We start from the raw sequence: 16,888 nt of genomic DNA, 5'->3' as shown, positions 1-16,888 counted from the left end.
GCGTCAGCGGCCGGTCTTCGGGGCCTTCCAGCGGGCGATGCCGCGGGCCACCAGGTTGAGGATCATGACGAAGGCGATCAGGACCAGAGCGGCGGCCCAGGCACGGTCGTACGACGGCTCGCTGCCGATCTTGTACTGCTCCCAGATGTAGAACGGGAGCGACGACTGTGCACCTTGGAAGGGATTGGTGTTGATCAGCTGGCTGCCGAAGACCAGCAGCATGATCGGCGCGGTCTCGCCGGCGATCCGGGCGATCGCGAGCATCACACCGGTGGTGATGCCGCCGATCGCGGTGGGCAGGACCACCTTCAGGATGGTGCGCCACTTCGGGATGCCGAGGGCGAGCGAAGCTTCGCGGAGCTCGTTCGGGACGAGCTTGAGCATCTCCTCGGTGGAGCGGACCACGACCGGGATCATCAGGATCGTGAGCGCCAGCGAACCCATCAGACCGGACGGCTGGAGCTTCGTCAGCAGCATGATCGACAGGATGAAGAGGCCGGCCACGATGGACGGGATGCCGGTCATCACGTCGACGAAGAACGTCACGGCCTTGGCGAGCGCGCCCTTGCCGTACTCCACCAGGTAGACGGCGGTCAGCAGCCCGATCGGGGCGGAGATCAGGGTGGCGATGCCGACCTGCTCCAGGGTGCCGATCAGCGCGTGGTAGACGCCACCGCCCGGTGCCATGCCGAGCACACCGGCCATGGAGTGGGTGAGGAAGTAGCCGTCGAGGACCTTCGCGCCGCGGCTGACCGTCGTCCAGATCAGTGAGGCCAGCGGCACGACGGCCAGGAGGAAGCACACCCAGACGATGCTGGTGGCGAGCCGGTCCTTGGCCTGGCGCCGGTTCTCGACGACCGAGGTCGTGACGTACGAGATGGCGACGAAGAGCAGCGCGGAGAACAGGCCCCACTGCATACGGCTCTGCCAGCCCGCCGCCGCGCCGATGCCGACGCCGAGGACGAGCGCGGCTGCCGCAAAGGCGAGGGGAGCCCAGCGGGGGAGCGCCCGGCTGCTGAGGCTGTTCCGGGAAGCGGCCGCCGTGGAGGTGGGGCGCTCCTGTATGCCGGTGTTGGCTGCCTGGCTCATGCGTTGGCCCCCGAGTACTCCTTGCGGCGGGCGATGATGAGCCGGGCCGCGCCGTTGACCAGCAGGGTGAGGATGAAGAGGACGAGGCCGGAGGCGATCAGGGCGTCACGCCCGAACTGGTCGGCCTCGTCGAACTTGGCGGCGATGTTCTGGGCGAACGTTCCGCCGCCGGGGTTGAGCACATGCGCCGAGATGATGAAGCTCGGCGACAGGACCGTGGCGACGGCCATCGTCTCGCCGAGTGCGCGGCCGAGGCCCAGCATCGACGCGGAGATCACGCCGGAGCGGCCGAAGGGCAGCACCGAGAGGCGGATGACTTCCCAGCGGGTGGCGCCGAGGGCGAGGGCCGCTTCCTCGTTCATCTTCGGGACCTGGAGGAAGACCTCGCGGCTGACGCTCGTCACGATCGGCAGGATCATGATCGCGAGCAGGATGCCGACGGTGAAGAGCGAGCGGGCGACGCCGACCTCGGTCTTCTCGAAGATGTACGTCCAGCCGAAGAACTGGTCGAGCCAGAGGTTCAGGCCCTCCAGGTACGGGACGAGGAAGAGGGCGCCCCAGATGCCGTACACGATGCTCGGCACTGCGGCGAGCAGATCGACGACGTACGCGAGGGGCGCGGCCAGCCTGCGCGGCGCGTAGTGCGAGATGAAGAGGGCGATGCCGACAGCGACCGGGACCGCGATGACCATCGCGATGATCGAGCTGACGATCGTGCCGAAGAGCAGGACCGCGATACCGAAGGCCGGCTTGTCGCCGACCGGGTTCCAGTCCAGCGTGGTGAAGAAGTTGGCCTCGTCCTTGGAGACGGCGAGGGTTGCTCGGTACGTGAGGAACACGGCGATCGACGCCATGATCACGAGCAGCAGAATGCCTGAACCCCGCGAGAGGCCCAGGAAGATCTTATCGCCCGCGCGTCCTACGGCCTTGGGCCTGGCGCGCCTGCGCTGCACCGGGTGCGCCGGTGGCGTGTCTATCGGTGTGGTGGAAGCCATGGTCTTTCCGGTCTGTGTGGGGGAGCGAGCGAGCTCCCCTGGCGGCGGTGCACCGGATGGGGTGGGACGGCGGGCCGGTCCGGAGCTGCCCCGGGCCGGCCTGCCGGTTGTGCTGGCTGAGCGGGTGTTACGGGTGGTGCTTCTGGTTACGAGAGGGAGGCGATGGTCTCGCGCACCTTGGCGTTGATCTCGGTCGGGATCGGCGCGTAGCCGGCCTCGCTGAGGAGCTTCTGGCCCTCGTCACCGGCGGTGTAGTTGAGGAAGGACTTGACCGTGGGGAGCGTCTCGGCCTTGTTGCCCGTGTCGCAGACGACCTCGTACGTCACCAGGACGATCGGGTACGCACCCTCGGCCTTGGTGGTGTAGTCGAGGTCGAGCGCCAGGTCCTTGCCGGTGCCCTTGACCTTGGCGGCGGCGATGGCCTTGGAGGCGTTCTCCGAGGAGGCCTTGACCGGGGCGGAGCCGCCGGTGTTGATGTCGACCGTGGAGATGGACTGCGAAGAGGCGTAGGAGAGCTCGAAGTAACCGATCGCGCCGTCGACCTGCTTCACCTGGGCGGCGACACCGGCGGAGCCGGACGCGGCCTGGCCACCCGGGGCCGGCCACTTCTTCTCGGGCTCGTACTTCCAGTCGTTCGGAGCGGTGGCGGCGAGGTACTTGCCGAGGTTCTGCGTGGTGCCGGAGTCCTCGGAGCGGTGGAAGGCCTGGATGGCCTTGTCCGGAAGCTTCGCGCCGGTGTTGAGCTTGGCGATCGCCTCGTCGTTCCACTTCTTGATCTTGCCGTCGAAGATCTTGGCGAGCGTGGGGGCGTCCAGCGTCAGGCTGTCGACACCCTCGAGGTGGAAGCCGATCGCGATCGGGCCGCCGACCATCGGGAGGTTGATGCCCTGGCCGGTCTTGCAGATCTTCTTCGAGTCGGCGACCTCTTCGGGCTTCAGCGCCGAGTCGGAGCCGGCGAAGCCGACGGTGCCCTGGTTGAAGGCGATGATGCCTTCGCCGGAGGACGACGACTTGTAGTTGACCTCGACGCCCGTGCAGCCGGCCATGTAGTCCTTGACCCAGAGGTCCATGGCGTTCTTCTGTGCGCTGGAGCCGGAGGCGAGGAGCTGGCCCTTGGCGTCGTCGCACTTGATGTTCGACGCGGCGCTCGTCTTCTCGCTGCTGCCGCCCGTGCTGCTGCCGCCGCTGTTGTTGTCCGAACCGCACGCCGTGAGGACCAGGGCGCTGGAGACGGCGAGGGCACCGAGCGCGGTGGCACGAAGCCGGTTCTTGCGCTGAAGCTTCACTTTCGGGTTTTTCCTTCCAGGAGCCGCCGAGGTCTTTTTCGTTCTACGACGGCGTGCGTTGTGGTGGGTGGTGCGGCGTTTCGCCGCGCACCGTGCACTGCCGAAATTAGGCAGAACAGGTGAAGCGGCCTACGGGGGAGAGTGAACGGAAGGTGAACCGTGGCGGGCGGCCTGGTTCACACGCGCGCGCCGCTGTTCCGGGGTGGGGGGTTCCGTCCTCAATCGCCGGACGGGCTCGGGGTGTCCGTCCCGGCGCGGTTCTCCGGGGGTGCGGTCGCCTTGGTTCGGTGGGTGGTGGTCCGGGGCCCCTCCGGGGTGTCTCCTCGAACGACGAACGTTCGGGCTCGTCGTCGGGCGAGCCCGGCTATCCGTTCGTCGTCCTGCGGGGACCCCCCTGCACGGCCCCGGACCGGGCCGTCGCGCGTCAGCGGCCCGGTGGGCCTTCATGTCCGACCACCGGGTCGCAGGCGCGAGTGATACATGGTGGGGCCGTGCAGGGGAGTCCCCGCAGGGACTGGCGCACCTGCCGGGCTCGTCCGCGTTGCGGGCTTCCGCGCCAGTCCTGAGGAGACGCCCCGGAGGGGCACCGCCCACCCCACCCCCGGCCGGAGGCGACGGCACCCCCACGGCCCGGGGTGACACAACCAAGCCCGTCCGGCGATTGAGGACGGAACCCTCCGCCCCGGACCCGGGCGCGACGTCATCCGAGCCGCAGCGCGTCCAGCAGGTCGCGGTCCCGGGGCTGGGTGAGGCGGGCGCGGGCAGCGTCGGGGCGGAGCCAGAGGATGCGGTCCACCTCGTCGTCCGGGACGAACGTGCCGTCCGTCGCCTCGGCCGCCCAGTACATGACTTCCTTGGGCCGGCCGTTCGCGACGTACCGGATCGTCGGCAGCCGGGCCCCCGGTATGCAGTGGTGCCCGGTCTCCTCCAGAACCTCGCGCAGAGCGGCGTCGATGGCCGGCTCGCCGCGCTTGAGCTTGCCCTTCGGGTGCGACCAGTCGTCATAGCGGGGCCGGTGGACCAGGCAGATCTCCAGCTCTCCGGAGTGCGGTGCGCGGCGCCACAGCACGCACCCCGCGGCCCGCACGGTGGTGGTGTCGCTCATGGCGCGGTCGCCGCCGCGGTGTGGGGCCAGGTCTCCCGGAACACCTCGCGGGCCGCCTCCACCTCGTGGCGCTGGTCGGCGTGGAGCACGCCCAGGGCGTACGCGGTGGCCGGGGCGATCCGGGGTGTGCGGGCCGCAGCGGCTGCCGCCGCGGCCGCCTCCGCCGCGTCCCGGTGCAGGTCGAGCGCGTGTCCGGGCGCGGCCAGGACCGGGTCGGGGGCGCCGCGCACCACCTCGTGGGCGTAACGGTGCAGGCGCAGCAGAAGGCGGGTCTGGTGCCAGGGCGCGTCGTACGCCTCGTCGTACGGCTCGACCGCCTGGTGGGCGGAGGGGAGCGCGGCCACCGCACCGAGCAGCCGCTGTTCGGCCCGGCGCGCGGGTCCGTGCAGCATCTCGGCGGCCGGGGCGGTGGACGCGGCGGAGAGCGGGACCTCGGAGGCGAGCAGGGCGACCGCGTCGGCGACCGCGTGGAACCGGGACGAGCCGAACGCCTGGAGGGCCGCGGAGTGCGCGCGGGTCCTGGCAAGGGTCAGCTGCCGTTCCAGCAGCGCCCCGGCCCGCGCCGCGCCGACATCGAGCGCGGCGCGGGTCCGGGGGCCGGCCACAGGCTGCGGGGTGACGTCGTGCGGAGGGGTTTCGGGCGGGGCGGCATCGGTGTCGCGGGGTGCGGTGCCCGGGGCGTTCGCGATCTCCACAGCCCCCGCCGCCTTCGCGCGGGTGCGGGCCGCCGGTACCGCCGAGGTGCCGGACAGGGCGTGCAGCGCCTCGAGGAGCCGGGTGAGCCGGGTCGCGTACGCGTGTTCGCGGGCCAGCGTGCCGGAGAGCCAGGACAGTTCCGTACGGAGCTGCTCGGCCCAGCCCGGTTCGAGCGCCGAGCGGAAGGTGTGCAGGGTGCCGCTGATCCGGCGGGCCGACCGGCGCAGCGCACCGGCGGCCTCCTCGGCGGCGAGTGTCCCGGCGTCCGTGGGGGCACTGCTCTCGCGGTGCAGGCGCAGGCTCCGCAGGAATTCCGCGGCCTGATCCTGCAGGTACGGAGCGAGGACCGCACCCGCGGTCACGTCCGTCCGGGTTGTCGTCTGGTGGTCAGGGCGTGGCACGCCGGCGCCTCCGGGCGTCAATGAGCATTTCCTGTACGTGCCGCAGCGGCTGGCCGTCCGCGTCCGTGGCGTGCCGGGTCCAGTTCCCGTCGGGACCGAGGTGCCAGGAGGAGGTGGTGTCGGCCATGCCGGTCTCCAGGAGTCGGCTGAGCGCGGCACGGTGGGCGGGGTCGGTGACCCGGACCAGTGCTTCGATCCGGCGGTCGAGGTTACGGTGCATCATGTCGGCGCTGCCCAGCCACACTTCGGGTTCCCCGCCGTTGCCGAACGAGAAGACCCGGGAGTGTTCCAGGAAGCGGCCGAGTATCGAGCGGACCCGGATGTTCTCGGAGAGGCCGGTGACGCCGGGGCGGATCGCGCAGATGCCGCGCACCCAGATGTCCACCGGCACGCCCGCCTGGGCGGCCCGGTAGCAGGCGTCGATGATCGCTTCGTCGACCATCGAGTTGACCTTGAACCGCACGTAGGCGGGGCGCCCGGCGCGCTGGTGCGCGATCTCCTTGTTTATGCGCGCGATCAGCCCGTCGCGCAGGGACTTCGGGGCGACCAGGAGACGGCGGTACGTCTCGCGGCGGGAGTAGCCGGAGAGCCGGTTGAAGAGGTCGGAGAGGTCCGCCCCGACCTGCGGGTCGGCGGTCAGCAGGCCGAGGTCCTCGTACAGCCGCGCGGTCTTGGGGTGGTAGTTGCCGGTGCCGACGTGCGAGTAGCGGCGCAGCGTGTCTCCCTCCTGGCGGACCACGAGGGAGAGCTTGCAGTGCGTCTTCAGCCCGACGAGGCCGTAGACGACATGGCAGCCGGCCTCCTCCAGCTTGCGCGCCCACTTGATGTTGGCCTGTTCGTCGAAGCGTGCCTTGATCTCGACGAGCACGAGGACCTGCTTGCCGGACTCGGCGGCGTCGATCAGGGCGTCGACAATCGGTGAGTCGCCCGACGTGCGGTACAGGGTCTGCTTGATCGCGAGCACGTCCGGGTCGCTCGCCGCCTGCTCCAGGAACGCCTGGACGGAGGTGGAGAACGAGTCGTACGGGTGGTGCAGCAGCACATCGCGTTCGCGCAGCGCGGCGAAGATGTCCGGCGCGGAGGAGGACTCGACCTCGGCGAGGTCGCGGTGGGTGCCCGCGATGAACTTGGGGTACTTCAGCTCGGGCCGGTCCAGCGACGCGATGCCGAACAGGCCGGTGAGGTCGAGCGGTCCGGGCAGCGGGTAGACCTCGGCGTCGGACACCTTCAGCTCACGGACCAGCAGGTCGAGGACGTACGGGTCGATGGACTCCTCGACCTCCAGGCGCACCGGCGGGCCGAAGCGGCGCCGCATGAGTTCCTTCTCCAGGGCCTTGAGGAGATTCTCGGCGTCGTCCTCCTCGACCTCGAGGTCCTCGTTCCTGGTGACCCGGAACATGTGGTGGGCGAGGACCTCCATGCCCGGGAAGAGCTCTTCCAGGTGCGCCGCGATGACGTCCTCGATGGGCACGTACCGCTGCGGCGACGCCTCCAGGAACCGGGTCAGCAGCGGCGGCACCTTGACACGGGCGAAGTGGCGGTGGCCGCTGACCGGGTTGCGCACCACGACCGCGAGGTTGAGCGAGAGACCCGAGATGTAGGGGAACGGGTGCGCCGGGTCGACGGCCAGCGGTGTCAGTACGGGGAAGACCCGCTGCCGGAAGAAGGTGAACAGCCGGGCCTGTTCCTTCTCGGTCAGTTCGGGCCAGCGGATCAGCTGTATCGACTCGTCGGAGAGCGCCGGCGCGACGTCCTGCTGGTAACAGGCGGCATGCCGCGCCATGAGCTCGCGCGACCGGGTCCAGATCAGGTCGAGGACCTCACGCGGCTGCAGACCGGACGCGGAGCGGTTGGCGACGCCGGTGGCGATACGGCGCTTGAGTCCGGCCACCCGGACCATGAAGAACTCGTCCAGGTTCGAGGCGAAGATGGCGAGGAAATTGGCCCGCTCGAGAAGGGGCGTCGCCGGGTCCTCGGCGAGTTCGAGCACGCGCTCGTTGAACGCGAGCCAACTGCGCTCGCGGTCGAGGAAACGGCCCTGGGGCAGCTCGTTGCCGTCGACATCGGGCTCGTACCCGTCCACGTCGGCATCGAGGTCGGGATCGAAGTCGGCGGCGGTGGAAAGACCGCCGTTGGACGCCGCGACGGCATGCGGACGGTGCGCGGCGAGCGAGCCGATGGACGGCTGCGCGGCGGGCTGTACCGGGACCTCGGAGCTGGGCTGCTGGCTCATGGCCCTATTGTTCCGCGCGGAAGGCTTCCGGGGCGCGTCGGAGAGTGCGGGGATCGCGGGGAACGCGCGGTCTCCGCCGGGATTTCTCCCGTTGCGGGGGGTCGGCACAGCTGGCTGCATCCTGAGAGGGTCGCAAGCGCTTCTGAATGGCCGGTAACGGCGACATGACGTGCAGGAAGCGGTGTGCGGTGGCGGGGTTGCCGTGGGTGTGCCGTCCGGGGCGCCCGGGCGGAGGGTCGGCCGGGGTGGCGACCGGCCCGCGCGGTGCCCGGGCCGACCCCGCGCGACCCGCCCCGGGCGACGGCAGCGGCAGCGGCGCCGAGGACGGGCAGGAGGCCGGTCCGACCGCCGGAAACGCCGGGCCGGATGGTGGTCGGCGTGCCGCCCGGCGGTGCCGTGCCCGGTGAGGCGCCGGGCCTCGTCGGCCGTAGGGGCCGGCAGATCTCCATCGGAGGGCGGGCGCCGCCGCCGGTGGCACGGCCGGTCCCGACGGTGCAGGTCCCGGCGGCCATCCCGGTCCCGTCCGCGGCGGTGCTGATCGCCGTCCGCAGGGGCCGCAGTCCGCTGCGTACGGTTCCCGGGATCAGGATCACCGTGAGCGCGGGCCGTGTGCGGCGAGGACGTCCTTTGAGGGGCGGCGGCGCGTGGCGCCGCCCCCGGGAGGAGCCCTGCCGTCTCAGGACTCCGTGCGGTACATCAGGTCCACCTCGTGGGTGGCGAATCCCATCCGCTCGTACACCGACAGGGCCGCCTTGTTGTCCGCGTCGACATAGAGCATCGCCGTCGGCATCCCCTCGGCGGCGAGATGGCGCAGCCCGATCGCGGTGAGCGCCTTGCCGAGGCCGCCGCCCTGCGCGTCGGGCCGGATGCCGACGACGTAGACCTCGCCGAGCTGCTCCTCAGCGTGCACCTTGGTCCAATGGAAACCGATCAGCTCGCCGTCGCGCTCGGCGAGGAAGAAGCCCTTCGGGTCGAACCACGGCTCGGCCTTGCGGTCGTCCAGGTCGCGCTGGGTGAGCGCCCCCTGCTCGGGGTGGTGGGCGAAGGCGGCGCTGTTCACCGCGAGCCAGGCGGCGTCGTCCTGGCCGGGCACGAAGGTGCGGACGGTGACACCCGGCGGCAGTACGGGCTCCGCGATGTCCAGCGGGCTCAAGCCGCGGCGCAGTTGCCGCAGTTCACGGAAGAGGGAGAGGCCGAGGACCTGGGCGAGATGGCGCGCCGCGGACTTCCCGCCGTGCGCCCAGACGCGCAGCCGCTTCCCGGTCGCGGCGAGCAGTGCGGCACCCAGCGCCCGGCCGTGTCCCTGGCCTCGGTACGAGGGGTGCACGACCAGTTCGGCGGCCGGCGCCTCGACGGGGTCCGTGTCCTCCAGCTGCGCGTACCCGACGAGGGTCCCGGACAGGGTGAGCAGCAGATGCCGCACGCCCTCCCGGCTCCCGCCCCTGAGCTGCAGCCGCCCCTGCTCGGAGACCGCGGGCCGGCCGTCGGCGCGGGTGGCCTCACCGAGCAGGTCGAGGACGGCGGCGGCCTGGTCGTCGGAGAGCACGTCCAGCGTCTGGATCTCGCGCCCGGGGGCGGGGAAGGGTACATCAGTCGTCATGCGTACGAGCGTACGGCGGGGCGGGGGGAGGTGGGGGAGGGTCGGGGCCGACGTCTCGGGGCGTGCCTCCGGTCGAGCTGTTCGCGGGCGTGGTGCGGTACGCCGTCCGTGCTGCGGGCGAGGTTCCGGCGCCGGCGCCGGGCTGCGACCGTACCTGCGCCGGGGCCGGTGCGACCGGACGCGTTCCGTCGGTCATCGGGCAGCGGCCGGGCGGCAGTTCGGGCCCGGCCGGTCCGTGCGGCACGGGGGCGGCGCCCGTGCACGCATGCCGTATATGTGCGCCATGCGGGTGATGCGCGGGACTTGGTCCCCTTACTGACCACAAGGCAACCAGTTCGTAACTCGAAACACCTGTCGCGCTACGCGCGTTGACTCTAGGCTGCGGGCCGAAGCCTCCCTCTGAACTCCCGCTGAACTCACAAGGGGACCGATGTCAGCGACACCGCAGAAGAACCGTGCGTCACGGCGGGTGCTGTCCGCCGCAGCCGGGCTGGCCACCGTCGGCGCGCTCGTCGCCGCGATGCCGGCCGGCGCCCAGGACCACGGTCACGGCCACGGGCACCATGAGCCCGCACGCACCGTCGACGTCCAGCTGCTGTCCTTCAACGACCTGCACGGCAACCTGGAGCCGCCGGCCGGCTCGGCCGGCAACGTCACCGAGACGCAGGCCGACGGCACGACGAAGTCGATTCCGGCCGGTGGTGTCGAGTACCTCGCCTCCTCGCTGCGTACCGCGCGCAAGGGTCACGCCTACTCCATCACCGCGGCCGGCGGCGACATGGTGGGCGCCAGCCCGCTGCTGTCCGGGCTCTTCCACGACGAGCCGACCATCGAGGCGCTCAACAAGCTGGACCTCGATGTGACATCCGTCGGCAACCACGAGTTCGACGAGGGCGCCACCGAACTGGCCCGCCTCCAGAACGGCGGCTGCCACCCCGTCGACGGGTGTTACGAGCAGGGCAAGACGTTCCCGGGCGCCGACTTCCCGTATCTCGCCGCCAACGTGACGAGCGAGGAGACCGGCAAGCCGATCCTCAAGCCGTACACGGTGTGGGAGAAGAACGGCGTCAAGATCGGCTTCATCGGGGTGACCCTGGAGGGGACGCCGAACATCGTCACCGCCAACGGCGTCAAGGGCCTGAAGTTCCACGACGAGATCGAGACGGTCAACAAGTACGCCAAGGAGCTCGACCGGCAGGGCGTGAAGTCCATCGTCGCGCTCATCCACGAGGGCGGTGCCCCCGCCTCCTCGTCGTACAACTACAACTGCGACAGCCCCGGCGCCGGCGACGGCATCTCCGGGCCGATCGCGGACATCGCCAAGGGCATCAGCCCGAAGGTCGACGCGCTGGTCACGGGCCACACCCACCAGGCGTACGTGTGCACCGTGCCGGACCCGGCGGGCAACCCGCGCATGGTCACCTCGGCGTCGTCGTTCGGCAAGCTGTACACGGACACGACCCTCACGTACGACCGCCGCACCAAGGACATCGTGCGTACGGCGGTGAAGACGGCGAGCTCGTCGAACCCGACCTCGGCCAACCACATCGTCACCCGTGACCAGCCCAAGGCCACCGACATGACGGCCCTGATCGCCCGCTGGAACACCCTCGCGGCCCCCATCGCGAGCAGGCCGCAGGGCTTCATCTCCGCCGACATCAACGGCCGCGGCTCCACGGCCCCCGAGAAGCCGCTCGGCAACCTGATCGCCGACGCGCAGCTGGAGGGCATGGCCCCGGCGGACAAGGGCGGGGCGGTCGTCGCCTTCATGAACCCGGGCGGCATCCGCGCGGACCTGGTGTACACGTCGACCGGCAGTGAGGGCGACGGGGTGGTGACGTACGGCGAGTCGTTCACCGTGCAGCCCTTCACCAACATGATGAACGCCGTCGACCTGACCGGCGCCCAGCTGATCAGCGCGCTGCAGCAGCAGGTCAGCGGCGCCAACGAGGCCAGCCCGAAGATCCTGCAGGTGTCCAGGGGCCTCACGTACACCCTCGACATGACGAAGACGGGAGCTGACCGCGTCGTCGTCGGCACGATCAAGCTGAACGGTGCGGCGATCGACCCGGCCGCGACGTACCGCGTCGCGATGAACGAGTTCCTGGCCGGCGGCGGCGACGGCTTCGCGGCGCTCGGACAGGGCACCAACAAGCTGGTCGGCCCGTCCGACCTGGACCTGTTCAACGCGTATCTGGCGGCGCACTCGTCGGCCACGGCGCCGCTGGCCCCGCCGGCCACGGACCGGATCACGGTCGTTCAGTAGGCCGGAGGACCGGGTGAGCGGGGCGGTGGGCCATCCGGCCCACCGCCCCGCTGTCGTCAGCGGTTCGGGGCAGGGCCTCGCATAGTGTCGGAAACATGACTGCAGACGCAGATGACGGCTTGGTCACCGTTGCCGGGAACGGGACCGTCCGCGAGACGATCGACCGGCTCCAGGAGGCGATCACCGCCTCGGGGTTCCAGGTGTTCGCGCGGATCGACCACGCGGACCATGCCGCCAGCATCGGCCTGGATCTCCGGCCGACCGAGCTGCTGATCTTCGGCAAGCCCGAGGGCGGGACGCAGCTGATGCAGGACCGGCAGACCGCCGGCATCGACCTCCCGTCGAAGGCGCTGGCCTGGCAGGACGCCGCCGGTGACACCTGGGTGACCTGCAACGATGCCTCCTGGCTGGCGGCTCGTCACGGTCTGGGGCCCGCGAGCGAAGCGGGCGTCGCGGCGGTGGAGGCCAGCACGGTGGCCGCCGTACGCCAGGCGACGGGGCCCGTCCCGGAGTAGGCCGGCCGGGCGGGTCACGGCCGAGGCCGCGGCACAGACGCCCCGCAGGCCCCGGTCCGGGGGGCGGCCGTCATGCCCCCGTCGTCTCCGGCGGCGGCTGCGGGGCGCCCGGCAGACGGATCCAGGCCTCCGTGCCGCCTCCCGGCGCCGGGCGCAGGGAGACTTCGCCGCCGGACTGCTGGACCGTACGCGCGACGATCGACAGGCCCAGGCCCGAGCCCGGCAGCTGGCGGGCGGACGGGGAACGCCAGAAGCGTTCGAAGACATACGGGAGTTCTTCGGGCGGGATGCCAGGGCCCCGGTCCAGTACGGTCAGCTCCCCGCCGCGCAGGGCCACCTCGATCGTGCCGTGCTGCGGACTGAACTTCACTGCGTTGTCCAGGACGTTGACGACGGCCCGTTCCAGCGCCGCCGGCTCGGTCCGCACGTACCAGGGTTCGAGGTCCGCGGTGATGGTCAGCTCGGGCCCGCGGAGCCTGGCCCGTTCCAGGGCGGCGGACGCGATGTCGTGCAGGCCGACGACCTGCAGCGGGCCGCTCCTGGCCGCATCGGGTCGGGCCAGCTCCTGGAGGTCGCCGATGAGGGAGGCCAGCTCGGTCATCTGCGCCGTGACGGACTTCATCAGCGCCCTGCGGTCGTCCGGCGGAATCGGCCGGCCGGTCTCCTCGCTGCGGGCGAGCAGTTCCACGTTCGTACGCAGCGAGGTCAGCGGGGTGCGCAGTTCGTGGCCGGCGTCCGCGATCAGCTGCGACTGCCGGTCGCGGGACGTGGCGAGGGAAGCGGTCATCGAGTTGAAGGAGCGTGACAGCCGGGCGATCTCGTCCTCGCCCTCGACCGGGATGCGGAGAGTGAGGTCCTCGGTGCGGGCGACGTGCTCGACGGCCTCGGTGAGTTCGTCCACGGGGCGCAGGCCGGTTCGGGCCACCCACAGGCCGGCGGCGCCCGCGCCGATGACGCCGATGCCGGAGACGGAGAGCAGGACGAGCGCCAGCTGGTCGAGGGGGTCGGTGACCTGTTTCATGGGCAGGGCCACGGATACGGCGATCCCGGGGCGGCTTCCCGGACCGTGAACGGCCGAGGTGTAGACGCGCATCTCGGTGCCGTCCTTCGCCGCGGTGGTGTGCACCGCGTCCCTCCGCACCCCGGCGGCGACGGCCCGGTCGGCGAGCTGCACCGGGATCGGGGACTTCTCCGGCTGGGTGCAGGGCGTCGTGCTCGTCGCCAGCACCAGCTGGAGCGTGTAGGACGTGGGGAGGAACAGGACTTCGTCCGGGTCGGCGCAGGCCCGCGTGAGGACGTCGACGTCGGCCCCGGTGGGACGGACCTGTCGCAGACTCGAGTCGAGCTGTTCGATCAGCCGGTCCCGCGTGGTCAGCCAGCAGGCCAGAGCCACCGCCGCCACCGCGACCGCCACCGCGGTCGCGACCAGCATCGCCAGCCGGGAGCGCAGCGGCAGCGCGCGGATCCGGTGCAGCGGGCCCGTCACCCGTCACCCCCGCCGGCCCGCAGCGCGTACCCGACGCCCCGCACCGTGTGCACGAGCCGCGGTTCACCGCCCGCTTCCGTCTTGCGGCGCAGGTACATCACGTACACGTCCAGGGAGTTGGAGCTCGGTTCGAAGTCGAAGCCCCAGACCGCCTTCAGGATCTGCTCGCGGGTCAGCACCTGCCGCGGGTGGGCCAGGAACATCTCCAGCAGCGTGAACTCGGTCCGGGTCAGTTCGACGCGGCGCGTACCGCGGGTGACCTCACGGGTGGCGAGGTCCATCCGCAGATCGGCGAACGACAGCACATCGGCGTCGGGGACGTCGCCGCCCGCCGCGGCCGCGTACGAGCTGCGGCGCAGCAGGGCCCGGATGCGGGCGAAGAGCTCGTCCAGTTCGAACGGCTTGACCAGATAGTCGTCGGCGCCCGCGTCGAGCCCGGTGACCCGGTCGCCGACCGTGTCACGCGCGGTGAGCATCAGGATGGGGGTGGTGGCCCCGGTGGAGCGGATGCGGCGGGCGGCGGTCAGGCCGTCCATCCGCGGCATCTGGATGTCGAGGACGATCAGATCGGGGGCGTACGACTCCGCCCTGGCCAGCGCGTCGAGGCCGTCGACGGCGACCTGCGTGGCGTATCCCTCGAAGGCGAGGCTGCGCTGCAGGGCCTCGCGCACGGCGGGCTCGTCGTCGACGATCAGGATGCGCTGCGGATCGTCTTCGGCGGGGCTCATCGCTCGTCTTCCTCTTCTCTGTGTCCGGCCGTGCTCTCCGTGTCCGGCCGTGCGGGGTCCTGTCCGGGGTCTCCGCGCCCCGCTCTCTCAGCCTCGCACGGCCGCGGCGCGGCGTCGTGCGGCCCGGTTCCCGCGCGGCGGGCGGTGCCGGTGGGGGTGCCGGGCGGGTGGTTCACGGCCGGGCGCCTCAGTCCCCGTCGCCGGACCGCAGTGTGCCGAGGTCGGCCTTGAGCGTGTTCACCGGGATGGCGAAGCCGAGACCGACGCTGCCCGCACCGGAGCTGCTCGATCCGTCCGGCGAACTCGCCGAGTACATCGCCGAGTTGATACCGATGATCTCGCCCTTCATGTTGATGAGCGCGCCACCGGAGTTGCCGGGGTTGAGCGAGGCGTCGGTCTGGATGGCCTTGTAGGTGGTGGTCGAGTCGCCGGTGTCACCGTTGAACTGCTGCCCGCCGAACTGGAACGGCCAGCCGCCGTCGCCCCCGCCCTGCTGCCACTGGCCCCGGCCGTCCTCGCTGTCCTTGGCGACGGTGACATCGCGGTTCAGCGCGGAGACGATGCCGCTGGTGACGGTGCCGGTGAGGCCTTCGGGCGAGCCGATCGCGACGACCTGGTCGCCGACCTGGACCCCGGACGAGTCGCCGAGCGTGGCCGTCTTCAGCCCGCTCGCGCCCTGCAGCTCGATGAGCGCGAGATCCTTGTCCGCGTCCGTGCCGAGGACCTTCGCGGTGTACGTCCTGCCGGTGCTCAGCGTCACCTTGATCGAGGAGGCGCCCGCGATGACGTGGTTGTTGGTGACGATCTCGCCGTCGGACGTGATGACCACGCCGGAGCCGGTGGACTCGCCCGCGGTCGAGGTCGCGCCGATCTCGACGATCGCCGGCGACACCGCCTTCGCGACGCCGGCGACGGTGCCCGCACTGCTCTGCGAGACCGTCGTGCCACTGACCACACCACTGCTGCCGGTGCCGCCGGAGCCGGCGTCGGTGAACTGGCCGATGGCGGTGGCGGTGACCCCGCCGACGACCGCCGCCGCGATGGCCACGGACGCCAGGAGGGCGACCGGTCGCCGGACCCGGCGTCCGTGCCCGGACGGCTGGGGGGCGGGCTGCGGCAGCCCCTGGCCGTGGCCGCCGTAGCCGTCGCCGCCACCGCTGTGACCGTCGGCGCCGCCGTTGCCTGGCCACACGGTGGTTCCGGGGCCGGTGGAGATCGGCTGCGCGGGCCGGTAGGCGGGCGGCGGCGGGTAGGCCGCGTCACCGTTGCCGTACGAGGGGTACGTCGGGTACTCGCCGCTCGGGCGCTGGCTCTCAGTCATGTCTACGACTGTGGCCACGGAACATGAGAGAAGCCTGAGCGGGCGCTGAGAAGCCCGGCAGAACCGCGTATGCCCGATATAAAGACCGTACGGGCGTCGGCCGCCTACTGGAGCAGACCGGCCGCCGGCTCCCCGCACCCGCACGAGCGCCGCACCACGAGCGCCGACGGGAACTGCTTCAGCCGCTCCCGCCGCGACCCCGACACGCGCAGCGCGTCGTCGAGCACCAGGTCCACCGCGGCGCGCGCCATCGCCGGGCGGTCCGAGGAGATCGTGGTCAGCGGCGGATCGGTCAGACCCGCTTCCTTCACGTCGTCGAAGCCCGCCACCGCGAGCTCCCCGGGCACATCGATCCGCAGTTCGCGCGCCGCCCGCAGCACCCCGATGGCCTGGTCGTCCGTCGAGCAGAAGATCGCCGGCGGGCGGTCCGGGCCGGCCAGCAGCCCGAGCGCCACCTGGTAGGCGTCGTAACGGTTGTACGGGGCCTGGAAGAGCCGGCCCTCGGTCGACCGTCCGGACTCGTGCATCGCCCGGCGCCAGCCCTCGACGTGGTCGGCGACCGGGTCGCCGACCGCCGGAGTCGTCTCCATGCCGCCGAGGCACGCCACGTACGCGTTGCCGTGCTCGAGCAGGTGCCGGGTGGCCAGCTGCGCGCCGCCGATGTCGTCCGTGACGACCGCGACGTCATCGATCGCCTCCGGCCGCTCGTGCAGCAGCACGACCCGCGCGTCCCATGCCTCTATCTCGGCCGCCGCCCGCTCGCTGGGGCCCTGGCTGACCAGGATCAGCCCGGAGACCCGCATCCCGAGGAAAGCCCGCAGGTAGTGGACCTCGCGCTCGTCGCGGTAGTCGGAGTTGCCGACCAGGACCATCTTTCCGCGCTCGGCCGCGGCCTGTTCGACCGCGTGCGCCATCTCCGCGAAGAACGGCTGGCGGGCGTCCGGAACGATCATTCCTATGAGGTCGGTCCGCCGTGACGCCATCGCCTGGGCGACCCGGTCGGGCCGGTAGCCCAGCTCCTTGATCGCGCCGAGTACCCGCTCGCGCGTGGCCGGGGCAACCGGCCGGGGTCCGTTGTTGATGACGTAGCTGACGACCGCGGTCGACGTCCCCGCCAGTCTCGCCACATCGTCCCGCGTCACCTTGGCCACGCGCGGCAGTCTACGC

At 71.4% G+C, this 16,888-nt stretch carries 13 protein-coding genes; 2 read left to right on the top strand and 11 right to left on the bottom strand.

What is annotated here, in order from left to right:
• Nucleotides 1-3: 3 nt before the first annotated feature.
• The 7 genes from pstA to mshD all read right to left on the bottom strand — a co-directional run bounded on the left by pstA (nt 4) and on the right by mshD (nt 9,405).
• On the bottom strand, nt 4-1,089 hold the full coding sequence (gene pstA / locus LRD69_RS14520; protein ID WP_277326993.1) for a phosphate ABC transporter permease PstA: 1,086 nt from the start codon (nt 1,087-1,089) through the stop codon (nt 4-6).
• Nucleotides 1,086-2,084: a phosphate ABC transporter permease subunit PstC gene (gene pstC, locus LRD69_RS14515; protein WP_277326992.1), complete on the bottom strand. Its 999-nt coding sequence runs from the start codon at nt 2,082-2,084 to the stop codon at nt 1,086-1,088. Before pstC ends, pstA begins: the two co-directional genes overlap by 4 nt.
• Nucleotides 2,085-2,230: 146 nt before the next feature.
• On the bottom strand, nt 2,231-3,370 hold the full coding sequence (gene pstS, locus LRD69_RS14510; RefSeq protein ID WP_277326991.1) for a phosphate ABC transporter substrate-binding protein PstS: 1,140 nt from the start codon (nt 3,368-3,370) through the stop codon (nt 2,231-2,233).
• A gap of 700 nt (nt 3,371-4,070) precedes the next feature.
• Nucleotides 4,071-4,475: an NUDIX hydrolase gene (locus LRD69_RS14505; RefSeq protein ID WP_277326990.1), complete on the bottom strand. Its 405-nt coding sequence runs from the start codon at nt 4,473-4,475 to the stop codon at nt 4,071-4,073.
• On the bottom strand, nt 4,472-5,572 hold the full coding sequence (locus LRD69_RS14500) for a CHAD domain-containing protein (protein ID WP_277326989.1): 1,101 nt from the start codon (nt 5,570-5,572) through the stop codon (nt 4,472-4,474). Before LRD69_RS14500 ends, LRD69_RS14505 begins: the two co-directional genes overlap by 4 nt.
• Nucleotides 5,559-7,805 (bottom strand): RNA degradosome polyphosphate kinase, encoded by a 2,247-nt coding sequence (locus LRD69_RS14495; protein ID WP_277326988.1) that lies wholly within the window; start codon nt 7,803-7,805, stop codon nt 5,559-5,561. The genes LRD69_RS14500 and LRD69_RS14495 overlap by 14 nt, the downstream gene beginning before the upstream one ends.
• A gap of 676 nt (nt 7,806-8,481) precedes the next feature.
• Nucleotides 8,482-9,405, bottom strand: a complete 924-nt coding sequence (mshD, locus tag LRD69_RS14490; protein ID WP_277326987.1) for a mycothiol synthase — start codon at nt 9,403-9,405, stop codon at nt 8,482-8,484.
• Between the two features lie 430 nt (nt 9,406-9,835).
• On the opposite strand from mshD, the gene LRD69_RS14485 reads away from it, so the two are divergent.
• Nucleotides 9,836-11,671 (top strand): bifunctional metallophosphatase/5'-nucleotidase, encoded by a 1,836-nt coding sequence (locus tag LRD69_RS14485; protein WP_277326986.1) that lies wholly within the window; start codon nt 9,836-9,838, stop codon nt 11,669-11,671.
• A 95-nt stretch (nt 11,672-11,766) separates the two neighbouring features.
• The gene (locus tag LRD69_RS14480) at nt 11,767-12,186 is read left to right on the top strand and encodes a DUF302 domain-containing protein (RefSeq protein ID WP_277326985.1); all 420 of its coding nucleotides are present in this window, start codon (nt 11,767-11,769) and stop codon (nt 12,184-12,186) included.
• Nucleotides 12,187-12,256: 70 nt separating this feature from the next.
• Here LRD69_RS14480 and LRD69_RS14475 read toward each other — a convergent pair whose 3' ends face one another.
• The 4 genes from LRD69_RS14475 to LRD69_RS14460 form a co-directional block, all read right to left on the bottom strand.
• The gene (locus LRD69_RS14475) at nt 12,257-13,618 is read right to left on the bottom strand and encodes a HAMP domain-containing sensor histidine kinase (protein ID WP_277329738.1); all 1,362 of its coding nucleotides are present in this window, start codon (nt 13,616-13,618) and stop codon (nt 12,257-12,259) included.
• Between the two features lie 50 nt (nt 13,619-13,668).
• Nucleotides 13,669-14,400 (bottom strand): response regulator transcription factor, encoded by a 732-nt coding sequence (locus tag LRD69_RS14470; RefSeq protein ID WP_277326984.1) that lies wholly within the window; start codon nt 14,398-14,400, stop codon nt 13,669-13,671.
• Nucleotides 14,401-14,587: 187 nt separating this feature from the next.
• The gene (locus LRD69_RS14465) at nt 14,588-15,721 is read right to left on the bottom strand and encodes a trypsin-like peptidase domain-containing protein (protein ID WP_277326983.1); all 1,134 of its coding nucleotides are present in this window, start codon (nt 15,719-15,721) and stop codon (nt 14,588-14,590) included.
• A 104-nt stretch (nt 15,722-15,825) separates the two neighbouring features.
• A complete protein-coding gene (locus LRD69_RS14460) occupies nt 15,826-16,872 on the bottom strand; it encodes a LacI family DNA-binding transcriptional regulator (protein ID WP_277326982.1) in 1,047 nt (348 codons plus the stop codon).
• Nucleotides 16,873-16,888 lie beyond the last annotated feature (16 nt).

The organism is Streptomyces sp. JH14 (genome assembly GCF_029428675.1).
Lineage (GTDB): Bacteria > Actinomycetota > Actinomycetes > Streptomycetales > Streptomycetaceae > Streptomyces.
This window is presented reverse-complemented; position numbering and strand designations above follow the sequence as displayed.